A 16053-nucleotide genomic window follows, 5' to 3' on the forward strand; every position below is an offset into this window, starting at 1 on the left:
AGAAAAAGATAGCAGTACATTCCTATGAAACAAACAAATGCAGTAAAAACATGCCCTTTTTACACATACTTTTCCTTCACTTACTCCCCAAATAAACCAAAACGAACGAACAAAAATGCGCCACGCCAGACGAACTTTCCTCAGAGTTTCCTCGCGACAATGTTCTCGGATTTTCTTTTTGTTTATGTAAAACATTCTTCTCTAAAAAAATATATTTAGACCATAATAATTAATACTATCACAAGCTAGAAATGTCAATAAATGAAATTATCAAGCGCCATTTTTTTACTTTCTCTTAAAAAATGACCCTATCAAGTACTTACCCGTTCTTATAAGCAAAAAAATCAAAGGCAGTCGATGCGACCGCCTTTGATTTTTCTATAAACCATTGTTCATTCAGAATTGCAAAAAACGTTTCATAAAGGGTCTTTTTATTCATTGAAAAAAGCAATGAACGGGTTTCTAGCGATACCGTTTCTTAATGGGAAAAGCCATAGGTTTGATCAGATGAAACATGACGGCTTGGTCGCTTGTTCAAGCGCTCGATTCCTTCTTTCATGTCTTGCACCAGATCCATTGCCATTTGCATACTTAAATCTGCCCGGCAGACAAAGCGTTGGATATTGATATGTGATAGATTATCAGGTAATGGATAGGTAGGGACTTGCCAGCCTTTCATGGCAAATTCATCCGTCAAATCATACAGATTCCAAGAAATGTCGGCATCTTCTTTTAATTTGTAGCAGACGATCGGCAACCGTGACCCATCATTATAAATATCGAAGTAGCCCATGTTTTCAATTTCTTTTGCCAAATATTGGGCAACATCGCTGGTCTTTTTGTGGATCAAGCGGTAGCCTTCAAACCCATTGCGGATAAAGGTGTAATATTGTCCGATGATTTGGCTGGCACTTCTTGAAAAGTTGATGGCCATCGTTGGCATTTCACCGCCAAGATAACTTACTTTGAAGACCAATTCTTCTGGAAGGAAATCTTTTTCTTTCCAAAGCACCCAACCGATACCAGGATAGACTAACCCATATTTATGTCCAGACGTACTGATGGAACGAACATTTTTCAAACGAAAATCCCATTCAAGTTCTGGTTCCATAAATGGTGTGTACAATCCACCACTAGCCGCATCCACGTGGATGTAGACTTTGTAGTCGGTGTGTTTGTTGTATTCCTCTAATTTCTTGTCTAGTGCTTTAATATCATCGTATCGTCCAGTGTAAGTGATCCCTAAAATACCGACGACCCCGATCGTATATTCATCTAAATAGTCCGTGACCTTTTCAACATTGATGCTGCCATGTTCTTCATCAATAGGGATCGTTCGCATTTCAATGTCCCAGTAGACACAGAATTTTTCCCAAACGACTTGATAGGCAGAAGAAATCACTAAGTTTGGTTTTTGTTTATTGATATCTAAGCCAAGTTTTTTTGCCCGATTGCGCCAAGCAAATTTTAAGGCCAATCCACCTAGCATACACGCTTCACTTGAGCCTACCGTTGATGTACCGATAAAATCGGACGCTTCTGGGGCATGCCATAAATCAGCGATCATGTTGACACAGCGGTTTTCAATTTCAGCCGTCCGTGGGTACTCGGTTTTATCGATGGCGTTTTTATCAAGGGTTTCACTCATAATTTTGACTGCTTCTGGTTCCATGTAGGTTTGACAGAACGTCGCCAAATTTTGTCTTGAGACCCCTTCATCGATCAATTGATCTTTGACTAATTCATAGGCATCCCGCGGTACCAAGGACTCTTTTGGTAATTTGTACATAGGGATCGCTTGATCCATTGCCTCATTCCCATAGATAGGCTCCAAATATTGGGCTTCTTTTCGATTTTTTTTACTAAATAACATGCGGCTCTCCTCCTCATAGGTTGTGCTTTTTATTTTTTATCGCTTGCTTTTTCACCTACATATTTATAGATGACAAACGGTATCACGACAATAATCAGCCAACTGATGATCAAGATGGCTAAATAGGTTCCGCCCTTTCCGGAGCCGATATCGCTCGGTGGAAAGAAGGAAATAAAGAAAGAAAAAATAGAAACAAGCAAACCAACCATCGCAACACCAATTTTCACATTTTTCCCACCAGGAATATGATACGTTCTTGTTAAGTCGTCTTTTTCTTTGACTAATTTAATATAAGAAAGAAACAAGAGGACATAAGCCACCAGATAGATGCAGACCGTCAACGCCATCGCAACGAAGAAGGATAGATTGGCGCCTCCACCGCCTAATGTCAAGACAACCGCCCAAATGGAAACAATGATGCCTTGTACCAAAACGATATTGATTGGGACATTGTGTTGATTGACTTTGGCCATTTGTTTTGGCAGCAAGCCATTTTCAGCTGCTTCAAGCATCGCAGTCGATGGGCCGACCACCCAAGCAGCAATTTCTGCAATGACACCTAAACAGATGACCACGGCAATCAAACGAACCAGCCATTCTCCGCCGCCAAAATGATGGATCAAATAAGAATAGGCTTGAATCACGCCAGTATCAAGAGACAATTGATTTTGGGGAATCGTGGCAGCCACCGTTGCCCCACCTAACGTATCCAAAAGAATCGTTGCTACAACTAAAATCAAAATAGCTTTCGGGTAATTCTTTCCAGGATTGTCCATATCTTTTACGTGACTGGCAGAAGATTCAACCCCTGCATAGGCTAAAATAAAGGAAACAAAAACGACCAGCGTATTGATTTTCGTGAAATCAGGAATCCAAGCGCCTGATCCAAAAGAAACTTTGACGGGATTCCCTTGAGCAATGTAGACAATTCCTAAGATAAAAAGAATGATCCCTGTTGCGACGATCCCCACAAAGAACCCTACTTTGGCAATCTTCGCAGTATTTTTTGTTCCGCCAAATTGCGAGATCGTGATCAGCCAAAAGATCACTAAAGTGGCAATCAGCTTCAGCCAAACATTCGTATTAAGAGCCGGCCAATTTAGGGCATAGGAAAGCGCCCCGACAATAAAGTAAATCATCGTAATAAAGCCTACCGTGATTTGGAACCATTGGAAGAAAATGGCAGCAAAGCCCCATTTTCTTCCTAATGTTTTTGAGACCCAGGTATAGAGTCCCCCTTTTTCCCATCCTTTTACAGTAGCCATCTCCGCAGAGCAAAGGGCTACAGGGATAAACCAGAGGAAACCGCCGACGAGTAAATAAAAAACTAGATTCATCTTCGATGTCGCAAAGGTTGGATACTCATATACCGTCATCACCATTGAAGCAGTTATCGCAAAAAAACTCAACAATGATAGTTTTTTCTTGCTAGTATCCATTTTTTTTACCTCCTATCGTTAGATACTATTTTTCAGCAGCGGAAGATAGATCAATATGGTACGTATGTGTCAAATCTCCATCTGCTTTAAATTCGATTTCGACCGCTTTGATCGCTGGCAAACTTTGTTCTTGCGCCACTTTAAAATGAATAAAGCCATCTTTATGTTTGTCATGGGTCAAAATCTCATCATCTAAGTAGTCCACAAACACTTCCGCTTCTACTTTTTTGCCATCATTCAACACCAAATAGGCTTTGTCAGGTTTGATTTTTTTGTCTTTCGAATCTTCATTAAACAATTGATATTTCAGTGAGAGCAATGTTTTGTATTCTTTGTCTTTGTCTTTGAATTCTTCTACATTCACGATTTTTACATGGTTCACTAAAAAGCGAATGTGATCCCAACCAGCATTTTCATAATTCGTTTCATACCAAACAACATCTTTGACTTTCGGATCGATTCCCTTGGTTACGATTTCTTCAAAATACCCGTCATCACTCAATTTTTCACTTCCCACGATCACCTCATCTGAAGAATCACTGATCAACGTTTCGGTTCCTGACCCAGAGACCACTTCCCCTGACTCTTCCACTGTTGAGCACGCACCTAGAGTGAACAAAACGCCTACACCTAAAACGAAACCTGCAACTAATGATGTTTTTTTCATTGTAAATCCTGTCCTTTCTTTTATTATTTTTATTCCATCTCAGGTATACCATTTATCTAAAAAAAGCGAATATCTAATTTTTTATTTTAAAAACAAAAAAACGCGAAAAATACTTCGCGTTTCGGTGCTATCATGAAGTGCAGATAAGAACAATGACCATTGAAAAGAAAGGACTGAGTTTTTTGAGAGCGCTTGTGGTCGTCATAACCGCCTTTTTGTTGGGTATCCGCCCACTTTCAGCTGCCTTTTGTCTGGAAAGTACGGACGGACCTACTTCTAGCGCAACGATTTCTCGGATAGAAGTTGCCCAAAATGAGTGGGCGCCTACTGGGTCACAAAGATTCGTCGGAACGTTGATGCTTCCTGATGCAAAAGACAACGTGCTGACAGCTGACGGGCATTTTCTGAGAAGACCTTCCAAGCTTGCGACGAATAGACGAGGAGTAATAGCAGCTTGTAGGGTTCAAAAAACACCAAAAACCGCACGGGGCAGCCAACTTACTCAGCGTTGCAGCTCTTCAGCCCTTACGACTTTGCGGTTAGAAAAAGCGTGTCAGGCACAGGCAATCAACCGTCCTTAGCTCTCATCCGAGTATCTGGTGTCGTACATGACGCCTTCATCCACAGGGTTTTCGCAGTGATGGCACATAGGTAAGTCAAAAACAAATGATTCTCAAAACGTTTATCCTCGGGCGTATCCTAGACAAATCTACTTCCCCATCCTGAACACAAAAAATAGCCACTACCTACTTTCCACTTACTTGTGCCATCCTCTGCTTGATAAAATGATCAAAATTTTTTGATTGAAAAGAAAAAATTGCCTATTCTGTTTTGATCATTTTTTAGTGATCGATCATTGCTTAGCTAGCTAAGCCCCCAAACCCAAAGCAGTCTCCGAAACTGTTTTTCGGGGGGCTGCTTTGGGTTTACACCTTGTTTGACTCCTTATAATTTTTAGTACAGCAGCTAAGTCTCTCTTTGAATATCATTGAACTCTATTAATGATCTATCAAATTACCTATATAAATCCATTTCAACTAAATATTCTCATGCTCCTTCATTCGTTTCCCTCAAAATCTAAATTTTGCTTTTTGTTTTATAAGGTTCAATAGTGACTATTACATGCGTCAATACATTGCAAAAAAGAGCTTAAATACCTTTAAAATTGTATCTTTCTCTCATTTTTAGTAGCCGCACCATCCACAAATTATTAATTATACATTTTTTTAATTTGTGATATAGTTTTTACATAGGAGGGAGAGAATGAAAAAAATATTAAAAAGAAACCAACCACTTTTCTTTTTGCATGTGATTTTATGCGCAATTGCAGCGCTCATTCAAGTTGGGGTTGCTTTGGTGTATAGACAAATCACTGAGGTTGCTATGTCAGGAGATGTAAAAAGACTTTTATTTATTGGTATATTCGCCTTCTTTTACATCTTATTGAACACGATGAGCGATTTTATTCCAAGAAGAAGTAAATCCATCTTAGTTCAATCAATAATGAATCAACTGAGAGAGAGTCTCTCGCAGAAAATCGTTCGAATGAATCCGGTACTATTTCTTAAAAATGAGAAAAACGAGTATCTCTCAAAGTTGGCAAATGAAATGAAAGTCGTTGAATTAGAATTTTTAAAGCCCGGATTTGGACTGATTTTAAGCATTTTTACCTTTCTATTCTCTCTTTTATTCACACTAAAATTAAACACTTCTTTTTCATTGATTATGCTGCTCTTAGCTTTTAGTCCTTTGCTAGCCCCTTATTTCGCTAAGCGAATCCTTAGTGATCGTCGCAAGTCCGTTGTTCTGGAGCAAGATCGTACACTTAGTTTATTTGACCAACTTCTCTCAGGATACATGACCTTACGTGTCGGCAAAGGTTTTCCAAAATATACGAAAATTTTTACTAACAGTAGTGAACGATTAAAAAAGGAAAGTATCACTTTTGAAACCTTACAAGGACTGACTTATGCAATTTCTTTTGGACTTGGGGATCTTGCTTATTCGGGGACATGGATCGTTGGTGGCTTCTTTGTTGCTGCCAAAATAATCACCATTCCCGATCTTATTGCGATGACTACACTAATGAGTACGATTGCCGGTCCGTTAGAGTATTTCAGTACTTCAGTTACAGATATTTTAGCGAGCAAGAAGGTCGCGGACGATCTTATAGCTTTCATTGATGGTACCGATGATGATGAGCCCAATCGCTCACTTGAACTTGCAGAACCAATAACTACTTTATCGATTGAAAATCTGCATTTCCATCATGGAAATCGTTTGATTTTTAATGGTTTTACTCAAACATTTGAGCGTGGAAAAAAATATGCTATCACTGGCGCAAGCGGTAGTGGGAAGTCGACACTATTGAATATTTTAGCGGGAATTTACCCTATCGACGATCATCAAGTATTGGTTGACCAGCAAGAGATGAATCAGCTATCTAGAGACTCCCTTTATGAGAAAGTCGCACTTGTCCAACAAAAAACTGCTATCTTCCAGACGAGTATTGCTTACAACGTTTCTATTTTTAGTGAATACGAACTTGAAAAAATCGTTGATGTTTTAAAACGAAGTGGATTAGATGATCGCTTTGATAACAATGATTTAACCGATACGCAAGATAATACATGGATAAACTTTCTTTCTGGCGGCGAGCTTAGACGGCTTGAGATTGCTCGGGCAATCTTTAAAGATTCCGATGTTATTCTTTTTGACGAACCAACATCTGGTCTAGACAGTATAAACGAGATGATTATCAGTGACTTAATCTGCTCACTTACAGATAAAATAATCATTGTCGTTACTCACTCAACAAATCAGGAATTTCTAGGTTCATTTGATGAGCTAATTCAGTTAAATAAATCATGAATTTAGATGATATAGGCCTACCTTATGTCATCTGGAAATATAAAAGAAAGGAGAGGTATACAATGAAAGTAATCTCTGAAGCTTCAAAAGAACAAATCATCACCATGTGTGGAAGTAATCAGCATTCCCATCATCCACCAATCATCTTACCTGAAGAGACTGATACACCATTTTCAAATCAGAAAAAAGAAGAGATAAAAAAAGAAGAGAAAGCTAGTTAAGAGAAAATCATTTGATCCTTACTTTACTTATTAATAAGGATAATAGCAATCAAAGAAGGGGTCGTGACTAGCTATATATGTCTCGACCCCTTCTTACATATTTCCCGCAAACACAAATAATTTTTAACAGCTACTTTTTATCAACTTTCTTCATATAAAGAATCGGATAAGGATTTCCTTGTTCGTCCAACTCGCTTCTTCTGTATACCTCAAATCCCATATGTTCATAAAATCCTTTCGCTAGAGGATTTTGTTCATTTACTCCCAGTTCATTTACAGCATAGTTTTCCATCCCGTATGCCAAGAGTTTCTTTCCTAGGCCCTTGCCTCTTTGTTCATTTGCTATAAACAGCATTTCAAGATTTCGATCCGAGATCCCCATGAAGCCAGCTGGCTCTCCATTTTCACTTTCTACGATAATCAAATGTGGCACATGATGCAATGCCTCTGGAATGTATTGCTTAATGGCTTGGATTTCATACTCTGACAAAAAGGTGTGCGTCGCCTTAACAGAACTCTCCCAAACTTCAATTAATTGTTGCTCTAACTTTTGATTCATACTACTTACTTCTTTTATATTCATGGATAGTCACACTCTCATCAGCTTATTTTCGTTTTTCATAACAAGAACCGGTTGTTTCCTTGATCCAAGTTAAAAATTTTCATCATCATCATAACATGAGATGGATTTATTTAAAATCTATGGACAAAAAATGCCTCGCTCATATAGATAACGAAACAATCAATTCTAAGAGAGTATGACTTGCTTTGAAAAACACTAAGAAAGGAGCTTTCAATACTGATGATTGCTCAAATCATTCTGTTGAAATAAAAATGCTTGAAACTTTTTCATCCTATATAGTCGTCCTGACGAACAAAATATATTCTTTTAAATAAATAATTTTAAACCACTTGCCCTAGAGTCCACTTTAGGGTTTATGATTACTTATAGAAAAAGATAAGGAGAACCAACGATGAATATAAAAAAAGCAGCGGAAATGTTTGATTTGAGCGTAGACACATTGCGCTATTATGAACGAGTCGGTGTGATTCCACCTGTTCAACGCAATGAGAGTGGCTATCGGGTGTACACAACGAATGATCTAAACTGGATCTATTTAGCAAAACATTTACGAAATGCAGGATTGTCCATCGAATCGCTAATTGAATTTGCACAATTGGCACAAGTGCGTGAAAGTCAAAATGTCGAAAAAGCTCAGAAACAGATTTTATCCGATCAACTCGAAGAATTAGAGAAAAAGTTAGCAGAAATGCAGGAAGTGCGAGACCTGCTTATTTATAAGATAGAAACGTATGATGAGCATATCGCAAAATTCAAAGCAGGAAATATGACCCCTGATAAAGTGGAAAAATTATGGGAACGAAAAAAGTAACATCTTTTACTTGCTATAGACCTAACTCCAAGGTTTAGGATAGAACATGTAATGAAAATTAGAGGAGGAAACACTATGCAAACAATCACACTCAATAATGGTGTCACCATGCCGCAACTAGGATTTGGCGTTTATCAAATTCCTTTGGAAGAAACAGCCGAAGCTGTTTACCAAGCAATCAAAGCTGGGTATCGACTGATCGACACTGCTTCTATTTATGGAAATGAAAAAGAAACCGGCGAGGGAATCAAGCGTGCCATCAGTGAAGATCTAGTCACTCGAGAACAACTTTTTGTTACCTCTAAATTATTTATTCTACAAGCTTCCGAAGATAAAGCTAAAGAAACGATTGAGCATTCGCTTGAAACAATGGGATTGACTTATCTTGATCTCTACCTTATTCACCAACCATATGGAGATATTTATGGTGCTTGGCGCTCAATGGTTGCTGCTCAAAAAACAGGGAAATTACGTGCAATTGGCGTTTCAAATTTCAAATCAGCTAAGATGATCGAGTTTGTCGGCTTGAATGAGGTGAAACCTCAAATCAATCAAATCGAAGTGAACCCTTGGAATCAACGAGTGGAAGATCAGGAATGGCATGAAAAATACGACGTTCAAGTTGAAGCTTGGGCACCTTTTGCAGAAGGACGCCATGACCTATTTACCAATCCGACATTAGCAGAAATTGGCAAGCAATATGGCAAAACGGTTGGTCAAGTTGTGCTTCGCTGGTTGATGCAAAGAGGGATCGTCGCTTTAGCAAAAACAGTTCGTCCAGAACGGATGGCTGAAAACATTGCTATTTTTGACTTTGAGCTTTCCCAGGAAGACATTGAAAAAATAGCCGCTTTAGATAAAAAAGAGTCTGCATTCTTTGACCACGATGCCCCCCAACAAGTGGAATGGTTTATGAATCGGATGTTAGATACTGAAAGCTAATAAGGAAAACAATATAAGTCCGCTCCCCTTGCAAAAGGAGGCGGACTTATATTGTTTCTTACTGAATGGTAGGTCGTCAATTTTCTTTGTAAAAATGAAACTGTTTTTGGAACTCCGGCTAGTGAATCTGCACTGATCAAGTAACTGCCTTTCATATTAATAGTGGGACCTAAATGATGACCTACAAAATGACGAAAGACAGACATTCGTAGATAAGAACTGTGCAAAACAACAAGCCTAAAACGTTTATCTGGCCTCTCAAATTAGCTTCAGCCAATCAAACTTTAGAAGTTCTACGCACATTTCTACGGTACCATAGATTTATTTTACGCTTATGGCTATCGTCAAGAAATAGTAATCTTTAAATGAACATAACAGCTTCCAACACAGCACAAGGATAGACAACATGTAATCAAGAGATTCCCCCAATTGTTCCTGCATAAAAAACCCATCCTTTCTATCTATTAACTGAAAATGATAAAAAGACCGATCAACACAATCCCAAAAGTGATACCATCTAAAACAAACCATTCTTTTTTACCATAAGACGCCTTGGTAGCAAAAAAACAACTTATTCCATAAAGAATAAATAGGATTCCTACTGTTATAGGAAACGTTAACCACTCTGTCCAGCCATTAACAAATAAAAGAAGAATCAATGGTAAAATATAAAATAATGCATACCACTTTTTTAAATAGTGCGGCAGCTTCTGGTAATTTGAATACATCTATTTATCCTCACAATTCATTTCATATTGGTCATTTATTTCTGATATGAGCAGTAAGTACTTTCGTTATAAAATGAGACAAAACAAAGCTTAGGATGATAATCCCAAAAGTAATAGCAAAAGATAAAATCGTATTCTCCAGTAAATTAGCAAATAAGGGCAGCTTAATATACAAATAACACCCAATTGCCGCAATAATACTACCTGCTAAATAGAAACAAAGCATTTCAGCGACTGTTTTTGAAGAATGAATGTTTCGATCAACTGATGAAAAGTCGCCATTTTGAAAAGGTATTGGTGATCCAGTTTGTGAAGGATCAGATTTTGTATTCATTACGTTAAAGGAATTACTAGATAGATTGCTAATTGAATGTTGTTTTCGATTCTTTTCGTGATTGTTCATAGCTATTCAGACCTGCTTCCCTAAAAAAATTCATTATTTTCAATTCCTTCAAAATAATCTCAATACCATGATTTCATGCATTGTGCTATTGCATCTATTCAAAAAACTCTATATTTTCAAAACCAAGTCGAATCAACAGCACGTTGTAGGGTCATCGGTCCATGTTTTGCTTCATATATAAAATCTTTTGACTGTAATCCAGTACGCTCCTTAAAAATTTTCTCAAACATAGAAGAATCGTTAATGGGATCGTCATTGTGTGTCAAAGTCAATATATAATGTTTCTCTTTTGGATTACTCCAGACCCCCATATTACTTAAAGAAGCTAAATCAAGCGGTGGAGTATTAGAAGATAAATTAATCGTATACTGGCGTCTATGCAAAACATCATTTATTTTCATAAAGCACTTCCTTAATTAGTTAGTATTTCCTCAAACATTACAGATCCAAACAAACAATATTTACCTTTTCATTTAAATACAAACATACATCATATTATATTGCGTTCCTCTTAAGCATTTTTTTCAAGATAAGCTTCAGTTCTTCCTATCTCTAAAATAACAAAAAACCAAATAACCACTCGAGCATACTAACAAAGGAAGCCCGACATAGAGCATACCAGTTCCTAATGGATAATTAATAGCAAGATCAAGTTGGATATTCTTAAGTTCTTCTTTGCTGATTGTGTCAAAATCTTGAATAGGGATCAAAATCGTCTGTAAAAAAAGGCCAACGATCGTCATAAAAAGGCTGATCCCAAAACAGCCAATTGCAAATTTTTTCATAAGGGTCCTCTTTTCAGCATACACTTTCTTACTGTATGTTCTTATTATACATACCAATCATTAAAAAAAGAACCTTAAATTATTTTTTAACATTAATTTTACAACAATAAAAAGAAAATGAATCAATCGGTAAACAAAAAATTGACAAGACTCAATTAGTACTATATAGTTCTATTATGACAAATTATAAACATTCAAATAAAAACCGAGTGATCGAAACAGCCGCCAGCCTTTTTCTCAAAGTCGGCTACACGTATACCAGTATGGATGAGGTCGTGCAGCAAAGCGGTGTGTCAAAATCAAATGTCTATTACCATTTCTCAAGTAAGGAGGAATTATTACTAGCAGTGATTGATTTTTGGATCACTGTATACCGAGAAAAACTAGCAGACATTTTGAAACAGACTGATCTAACTTTGGAAGAAAAAATGCTGACCTTTCTAGAAAGTTTAGCTGAAGAAATTGAAGAGCGGGACTATCAAGGCAGCTGTCCCTTCATTACTTTCATTATGCAAGCACCGAAAAATGATCGGCTGGTCCAAGAAAAAATCAATCATTTTTTTGATTATTTAACGCGTATCTGCGAGGGATTGATTCAAGAAGGAATAAATACTAAAGCATTTCGTGAAGACATCAACGTCAAAGAAACGGCGGAGATTTTTGTGAATAACCTTGAAGGGGCACTCTTTTTAGCAGAAGTAAAAAAAGAGAGTCAGTATCTCACTACTACAGCCAAAAATTTATTTAAATTACTCGTTTAAGAGTAATTTTTTTATATAAAATTAGGACTAAACAGTTCTAAAGAAGGAGAAAATAATGAATATTTTAATTATCGGGGCAACTGGGTTTATTGGCAAAGAAATCGTCAAACAACTCGCAAGGGAAGATGTTTTCTTAACATTACTTGTCAGAAATCCAGCGAAAGCAAGACCATTACAAGCATTAGCCCCTGAAAAAATAGCGTTGGTAACAGGCGATTTAACAAAAGAAAACTTAGGCCTAAATGCGATCGACCACGAACGAGCAATGCACTGCAACATGATTCTTCACTGCGGCGGTCCGATGGATATCACTTTATCAGAAGCAGCCGCGAAGAACTCCTTTTTAGAAGGCAGCAAAAACCTCATGACCCTTACAACAGAAATCAACAAGAGAAACAAATTGAAAAAGATCATCCACGTAGCTGGGTACATGAGCCCATTCACGGATGATTCTTCTGTCTGGGAAACGACGGATGTGTTCAAAGAGGTGCATCCAACGTTACTTGGAACCCCGCCTTATGAGCAGATGAAGTTTTTATCTGATATTTATATTCGACAAGAAGCGAAAAAGCACCATATTCCTTTAGCAGTAATCAATCCGCCAACCGTCATCGGTGATGAGCAAACCGGCAGCACCGAACAACTCGAAGGCTTTGGCTTATTTATAAAAATAATCCGAAGTGGAGCCTTACCTGTTATCCCCGGAGGAACCGACTATCGACTGCCGTTGATCAATAAAAATGTACTCGCTCAATTTATTGTCAAAACCATATTCAATGAGACAAAAGACGAAATGACGTATCCCCTTGTTGCCGATAAACACGCCGATAAAGAGATCGTTCAACTGATGGGACTGATTTCTGAAAGTCTTAATCGAAACAAACCTCGTATGACTGTTCCTTTTGGTTTACTCAAGTTCGTTATGGCAGCTGGCGGAAGCAAATTAACGGGTATTCCTGAAAGCAGTTTAAACTTTTTGACCAATAGAACCTTTGACAATCGGCTGACAAAACGCGATTTTGAATCGGAACTGATTAAAAAAATAGCAGCATCAAACATCCCATTAGCAGTAGCTGACATTGATTTTCGCTTGACCTATGGGGAAGAAAGCCTAACACCCTACACACGAATAGCTGTCAACGAAGCGACGGTCTATCAATTGGAGGGCTCTGCTACTCCTCTCGTGCTTTTGCATGGCTTATTTAGCGATGGCACCGATCTCTTTCAACTGGGGCTAGCATTGAATAAACAAACAGGCAGAAAAATTATCATTGCAGACTTACCAGGATTCGGAAGATCTCCGTTTATTAAAAAGCAACAGCTGTTGACACCATATCTTGAGTTGATACGTTCACTAAAGAATATCCTGCCTGATGGCTCTGTCTTTATCGGCCATTCTTTTGGTGCCGCCTTGTTACTAACAGCCGCTGAACAGCGCTTCTTTTCAGAGAACGATCAACTGATTCTTTTACAACCACCTGTCCACAAAACCGATTCGGTCCCTGCAACATGGCTCAGTAAACTAGCTTTAAAGCATGCATCTGAACGACAATTACTCGCCTATTTCACAAAAAAAGGACTGCTGATAGACGAAGTAGCCTCTTCTAGCGAGTACGTAAAAAGAGTGAAAAAGAGTGTTCGTTCTTCACGGATAGTCAACACAACACTTCAACTAAATCGGTTGTTAAAAGAAATGACCCTTCACCAAAGAATAGACCCTTCAATTCCAATCGTATGGGGAACCGAGGATAAAAGCTATTTACCACCAAGGGAAGCGACTAAAATAGTCGATCTGCCATTGGGTCATCATTTCCCAATCAGCCATCCGCAAGAAACAGCTGATGTGCTGGTAGAGTTGATCGAAGGTTGATTTTAGGGAGGCATGCGATGATTCGTTATCGTAAGCTGAATACATTCTTCTACTATTCAACGAAAAATTCTATTTCGCTCCCCATCAGTCTTTTGAAATTCAGACAGCTAAATGACCTTTTCCTTTTCATAGATAGTTACGGTGAAATCATTCTGATAATCAAAGGTACAACTATAGCGAGAATGTTTCAGCATTGTTTTTACAATATACAGGCCCAAGCCTGTACCAGCATTTTCTCCATAAGAAAAGAAGGGCTTCGCAAGATCTGATTGTTTCATTACAACAGCTTGCTTGACAGGGTTTTTAATGATTATTTGTTTACTTGTAAAAATAATGGTAATTGTACTTTCAGCCGGGGAATGGAAAATTGCATTGCTCAATAGATTGGAGAAAATCTTCTTCGCCAATTTCGGATGATAGTAAAATGTTAGCTCTTGCTGTTGATCGATTTCAATGGATAATCCTTTGTCTTTCCATAAAACATCATATTCTTCGATTAACTGATCTATCATGTTTCTGACTGAAAGTGGTTGTTCTTCGTGGGTTTGCTTGTTATGAAAAACGAAAAGGATTTCTTTGATCAGCTGCTGCAGTTTTTTTAGTTCATTCTCTGTTGTGAACAACGACTCTTGCTGTTGCTCCGTTAAGTAGCCATCTCTGATGTTCGCTAACAGTAACTGACTAGCCATAATTGGTGTTTTCATTTCATGAGTAAAGCCCTCTAGGAGGCTCTTTTTTTCCAGTTCCAGCTGCGTGATCTGTTTTACTTGTTCCAAAGCCTCACGCTGAGCACATTGTAGCTGTTGATACAAAAACATGATTTGATTTTCGATTACTAGGTAATCGTTCAACTTGATCATCGCGTTGACTTCACGAATGTCTTCATAAGGGATATTTTTTCCCATCATACGAAAGATCGAGTCCAGTTTGTTTTTTTCACGACGGTACAAGTATGTGTATAAAGCGCTACCCACCAAAGTAAAAAGAGACACTAGCAGTAAGATATAAGGGGTTGCTAACCAAATTATCTCTCTCACATCAAGGGCACTGATTTGAGTAGGATAACTGATATAGACTTTATAGCTATTGCTTTCAAATGTTGCTTGATAGCCATTAGTCAGATGCAGGATCTCCCCATTTTTTGCAGAGAATGATTGCTCGATCGGATAAACAGTATTATTATGAGGGTCAAAAATAATAATTGTATAACCCTCGATCCGATAGCTATCTAAATGTTGAAAAGAGAGCTCATCCGCACTGACAATGCCTTTAATAGCGCTGACTGCTGAATCAAAAATAGCTTGCTGCTTCTTCTCAATTTGAGGACCGATATTGAACAGGAAAAAACCGGCCACGATTGCAAAAGTCAAAAAAGACATTGTCAATGTAAATAAGCAGATGATTCGACTGATGCTCCACTTAATTTTTCTCTTTTTCAATTCGATAACCGATCCCCTTAACAGTTTGAATACTATCTTTCCCTAATTTGCTACGGATATTTTTGATGTGAACATCGATTGCTCTAGAATCAACAAAGGAATCATATCCCCAAATAGCATCCAAGAACTCCTCTCTTGAAAAAACTTTCCCTTGGTTTAGGAGCATCATCTGCAAAATCTCAAACTCTTTCGAGGTCAATTCGATCGGTTGGTTTTGTCTACGAACTTGATAGTTATTGACCTCCAACCTCAGATCGTTATAGGTGATAACCGTGTTTTCCTTTGCCCCCGCTCTACGTAAAATTGCATTGATTTTTAACGAAAGGATATTGATAGAAAAGGGTTTGACTACATAATCTTCAATCCGTTTATTATATAGGTTTACTTGAGTAAATTCATCATTCAATGCACTGATAACAATGACTGGTATCTGATTGCATCCAACTAAATGGTTTAAAAACTCTTCCCCACTCATCTTTGGTAACATTAAATCTAATAAAATCAAATCGAATGTTTGTTTTCCCAAAACTTTTAATGCGGATTCTGCTCTGTCAAAGGATGTAACCTGATAGCCTTCTTTTTTTAAACTCAGCTCGATTCCTCTTCTGATTTCATTGGTGTCCTCGATGAGAAGAATTTCTTTGGGCATGGCGCTCCTCC

General features: G+C 37.9%; 16 protein-coding genes. 7 read left to right on the plus strand and 9 right to left on the minus strand.

The window, feature by feature from the left end; translation table 11 throughout:
- Positions 1-478 precede the first annotated feature (478 nt).
- The 3 genes from IGI82_RS16885 to IGI82_RS16895 are packed head-to-tail and all read right to left on the minus strand — an operon-like array spanning position 479 to position 3979.
- On the minus strand, positions 479-1873 hold the full coding sequence (locus tag IGI82_RS16885) for a glutamate decarboxylase (RefSeq protein ID WP_005233215.1): 1395 nt from the start codon (positions 1871-1873) through the stop codon (positions 479-481).
- 29 nt (positions 1874-1902) lie between these two features.
- Complete coding sequence (locus tag IGI82_RS16890) at positions 1903-3312, minus strand: amino acid permease (RefSeq protein WP_016612532.1); 1410 nt, start codon at positions 3310-3312, stop codon at positions 1903-1905.
- 25 nt (positions 3313-3337) lie between these two features.
- Positions 3338-3979, minus strand: coding sequence for a hypothetical protein (locus IGI82_RS16895; protein ID WP_438842534.1), 642 nt, complete (start codon positions 3977-3979; stop codon positions 3338-3340).
- Between the two features lie 194 nt (positions 3980-4173).
- Between IGI82_RS16895 and IGI82_RS16900 the strand changes: the two genes are divergently transcribed.
- The 3 genes from IGI82_RS16900 (at position 4174) to IGI82_RS16910 (ending at position 7071) form a co-directional block, all read left to right on the plus strand.
- A complete protein-coding gene (locus IGI82_RS16900) occupies positions 4174-4560 on the plus strand; it encodes a hypothetical protein (protein WP_438842535.1) in 387 nt (128 codons plus the stop codon).
- 682 nt (positions 4561-5242) lie between these two features.
- Entirely contained in the window at positions 5243-6850 is a 1608-nt protein-coding gene (locus IGI82_RS16905) for an ATP-binding cassette domain-containing protein (protein WP_271771951.1), read from the plus strand.
- A gap of 62 nt (positions 6851-6912) precedes the next feature.
- Positions 6913-7071: a hypothetical protein gene (locus IGI82_RS16910; RefSeq protein ID WP_008380281.1), complete on the plus strand. Its 159-nt coding sequence runs from the start codon at positions 6913-6915 to the stop codon at positions 7069-7071.
- A 130-nt stretch (positions 7072-7201) separates the two neighbouring features.
- Here IGI82_RS16910 and IGI82_RS16915 read toward each other — a convergent pair whose 3' ends face one another.
- Positions 7202-7654, minus strand: a complete 453-nt coding sequence (locus IGI82_RS16915) for a GNAT family N-acetyltransferase (RefSeq protein WP_271771948.1) — start codon at positions 7652-7654, stop codon at positions 7202-7204.
- Between the two features lie 391 nt (positions 7655-8045).
- On the opposite strand from IGI82_RS16915, the gene IGI82_RS16920 reads away from it, so the two are divergent.
- Complete coding sequence (locus tag IGI82_RS16920; RefSeq protein WP_015510553.1) at positions 8046-8465, plus strand: MerR family transcriptional regulator; 420 nt, start codon at positions 8046-8048, stop codon at positions 8463-8465.
- Between the two features lie 75 nt (positions 8466-8540).
- The gene (locus tag IGI82_RS16925; RefSeq protein WP_271771945.1) at positions 8541-9407 is read left to right on the plus strand and encodes an aldo/keto reductase; all 867 of its coding nucleotides are present in this window, start codon (positions 8541-8543) and stop codon (positions 9405-9407) included.
- Positions 9408-10166: 759 nt separating this feature from the next.
- On the opposite strand, the gene IGI82_RS16930 is transcribed toward IGI82_RS16925, so the two are convergent.
- From IGI82_RS16930 to IGI82_RS16940, 3 genes are all read right to left on the minus strand, one after another.
- Positions 10167-10538 carry a hypothetical protein gene (locus IGI82_RS16930; RefSeq protein ID WP_005230536.1) on the minus strand — a complete coding sequence of 124 codons (372 nt, stop codon included), beginning with the start codon at positions 10536-10538 and terminating at the stop codon, positions 10167-10169.
- A 116-nt stretch (positions 10539-10654) separates the two neighbouring features.
- A complete protein-coding gene (locus IGI82_RS16935; protein ID WP_016608520.1) occupies positions 10655-10939 on the minus strand; it encodes a hypothetical protein in 285 nt (94 codons plus the stop codon).
- Between the two features lie 135 nt (positions 10940-11074).
- Positions 11075-11323 carry a hypothetical protein gene (locus tag IGI82_RS16940; protein WP_015510558.1) on the minus strand — a complete coding sequence of 83 codons (249 nt, stop codon included), beginning with the start codon at positions 11321-11323 and terminating at the stop codon, positions 11075-11077.
- Positions 11324-11499: 176 nt separating this feature from the next.
- Here IGI82_RS16940 and IGI82_RS16945 point away from each other — a divergent pair, with 176 nt between their 5' ends.
- The gene (locus IGI82_RS16945; protein WP_413126892.1) at positions 11500-12084 is read left to right on the plus strand and encodes a TetR/AcrR family transcriptional regulator; all 585 of its coding nucleotides are present in this window, start codon (positions 11500-11502) and stop codon (positions 12082-12084) included.
- A gap of 55 nt (positions 12085-12139) precedes the next feature.
- Positions 12140-13954: an alpha/beta fold hydrolase gene (locus IGI82_RS16950; protein WP_438842536.1), complete on the plus strand. Its 1815-nt coding sequence runs from the start codon at positions 12140-12142 to the stop codon at positions 13952-13954.
- A 107-nt stretch (positions 13955-14061) separates the two neighbouring features.
- On the opposite strand, the gene IGI82_RS16955 is transcribed toward IGI82_RS16950, so the two are convergent.
- On the minus strand, positions 14062-15393 hold the full coding sequence (locus IGI82_RS16955; RefSeq protein ID WP_438842537.1) for a sensor histidine kinase: 1332 nt from the start codon (positions 15391-15393) through the stop codon (positions 14062-14064).
- A complete protein-coding gene (locus IGI82_RS16960; RefSeq protein ID WP_438842538.1) occupies positions 15374-16042 on the minus strand; it encodes a response regulator transcription factor in 669 nt (222 codons plus the stop codon). Before IGI82_RS16960 ends, IGI82_RS16955 begins: the two co-directional genes overlap by 20 nt.
- Positions 16043-16053 lie beyond the last annotated feature (11 nt).

The sequence above is a fragment of the Enterococcus sp. AZ067 genome (assembly GCF_051715005.1).
GTDB classification, from domain to species: Bacteria; Bacillota; Bacilli; order Lactobacillales; family Enterococcaceae; genus Enterococcus_D; species Enterococcus_D casseliflavus.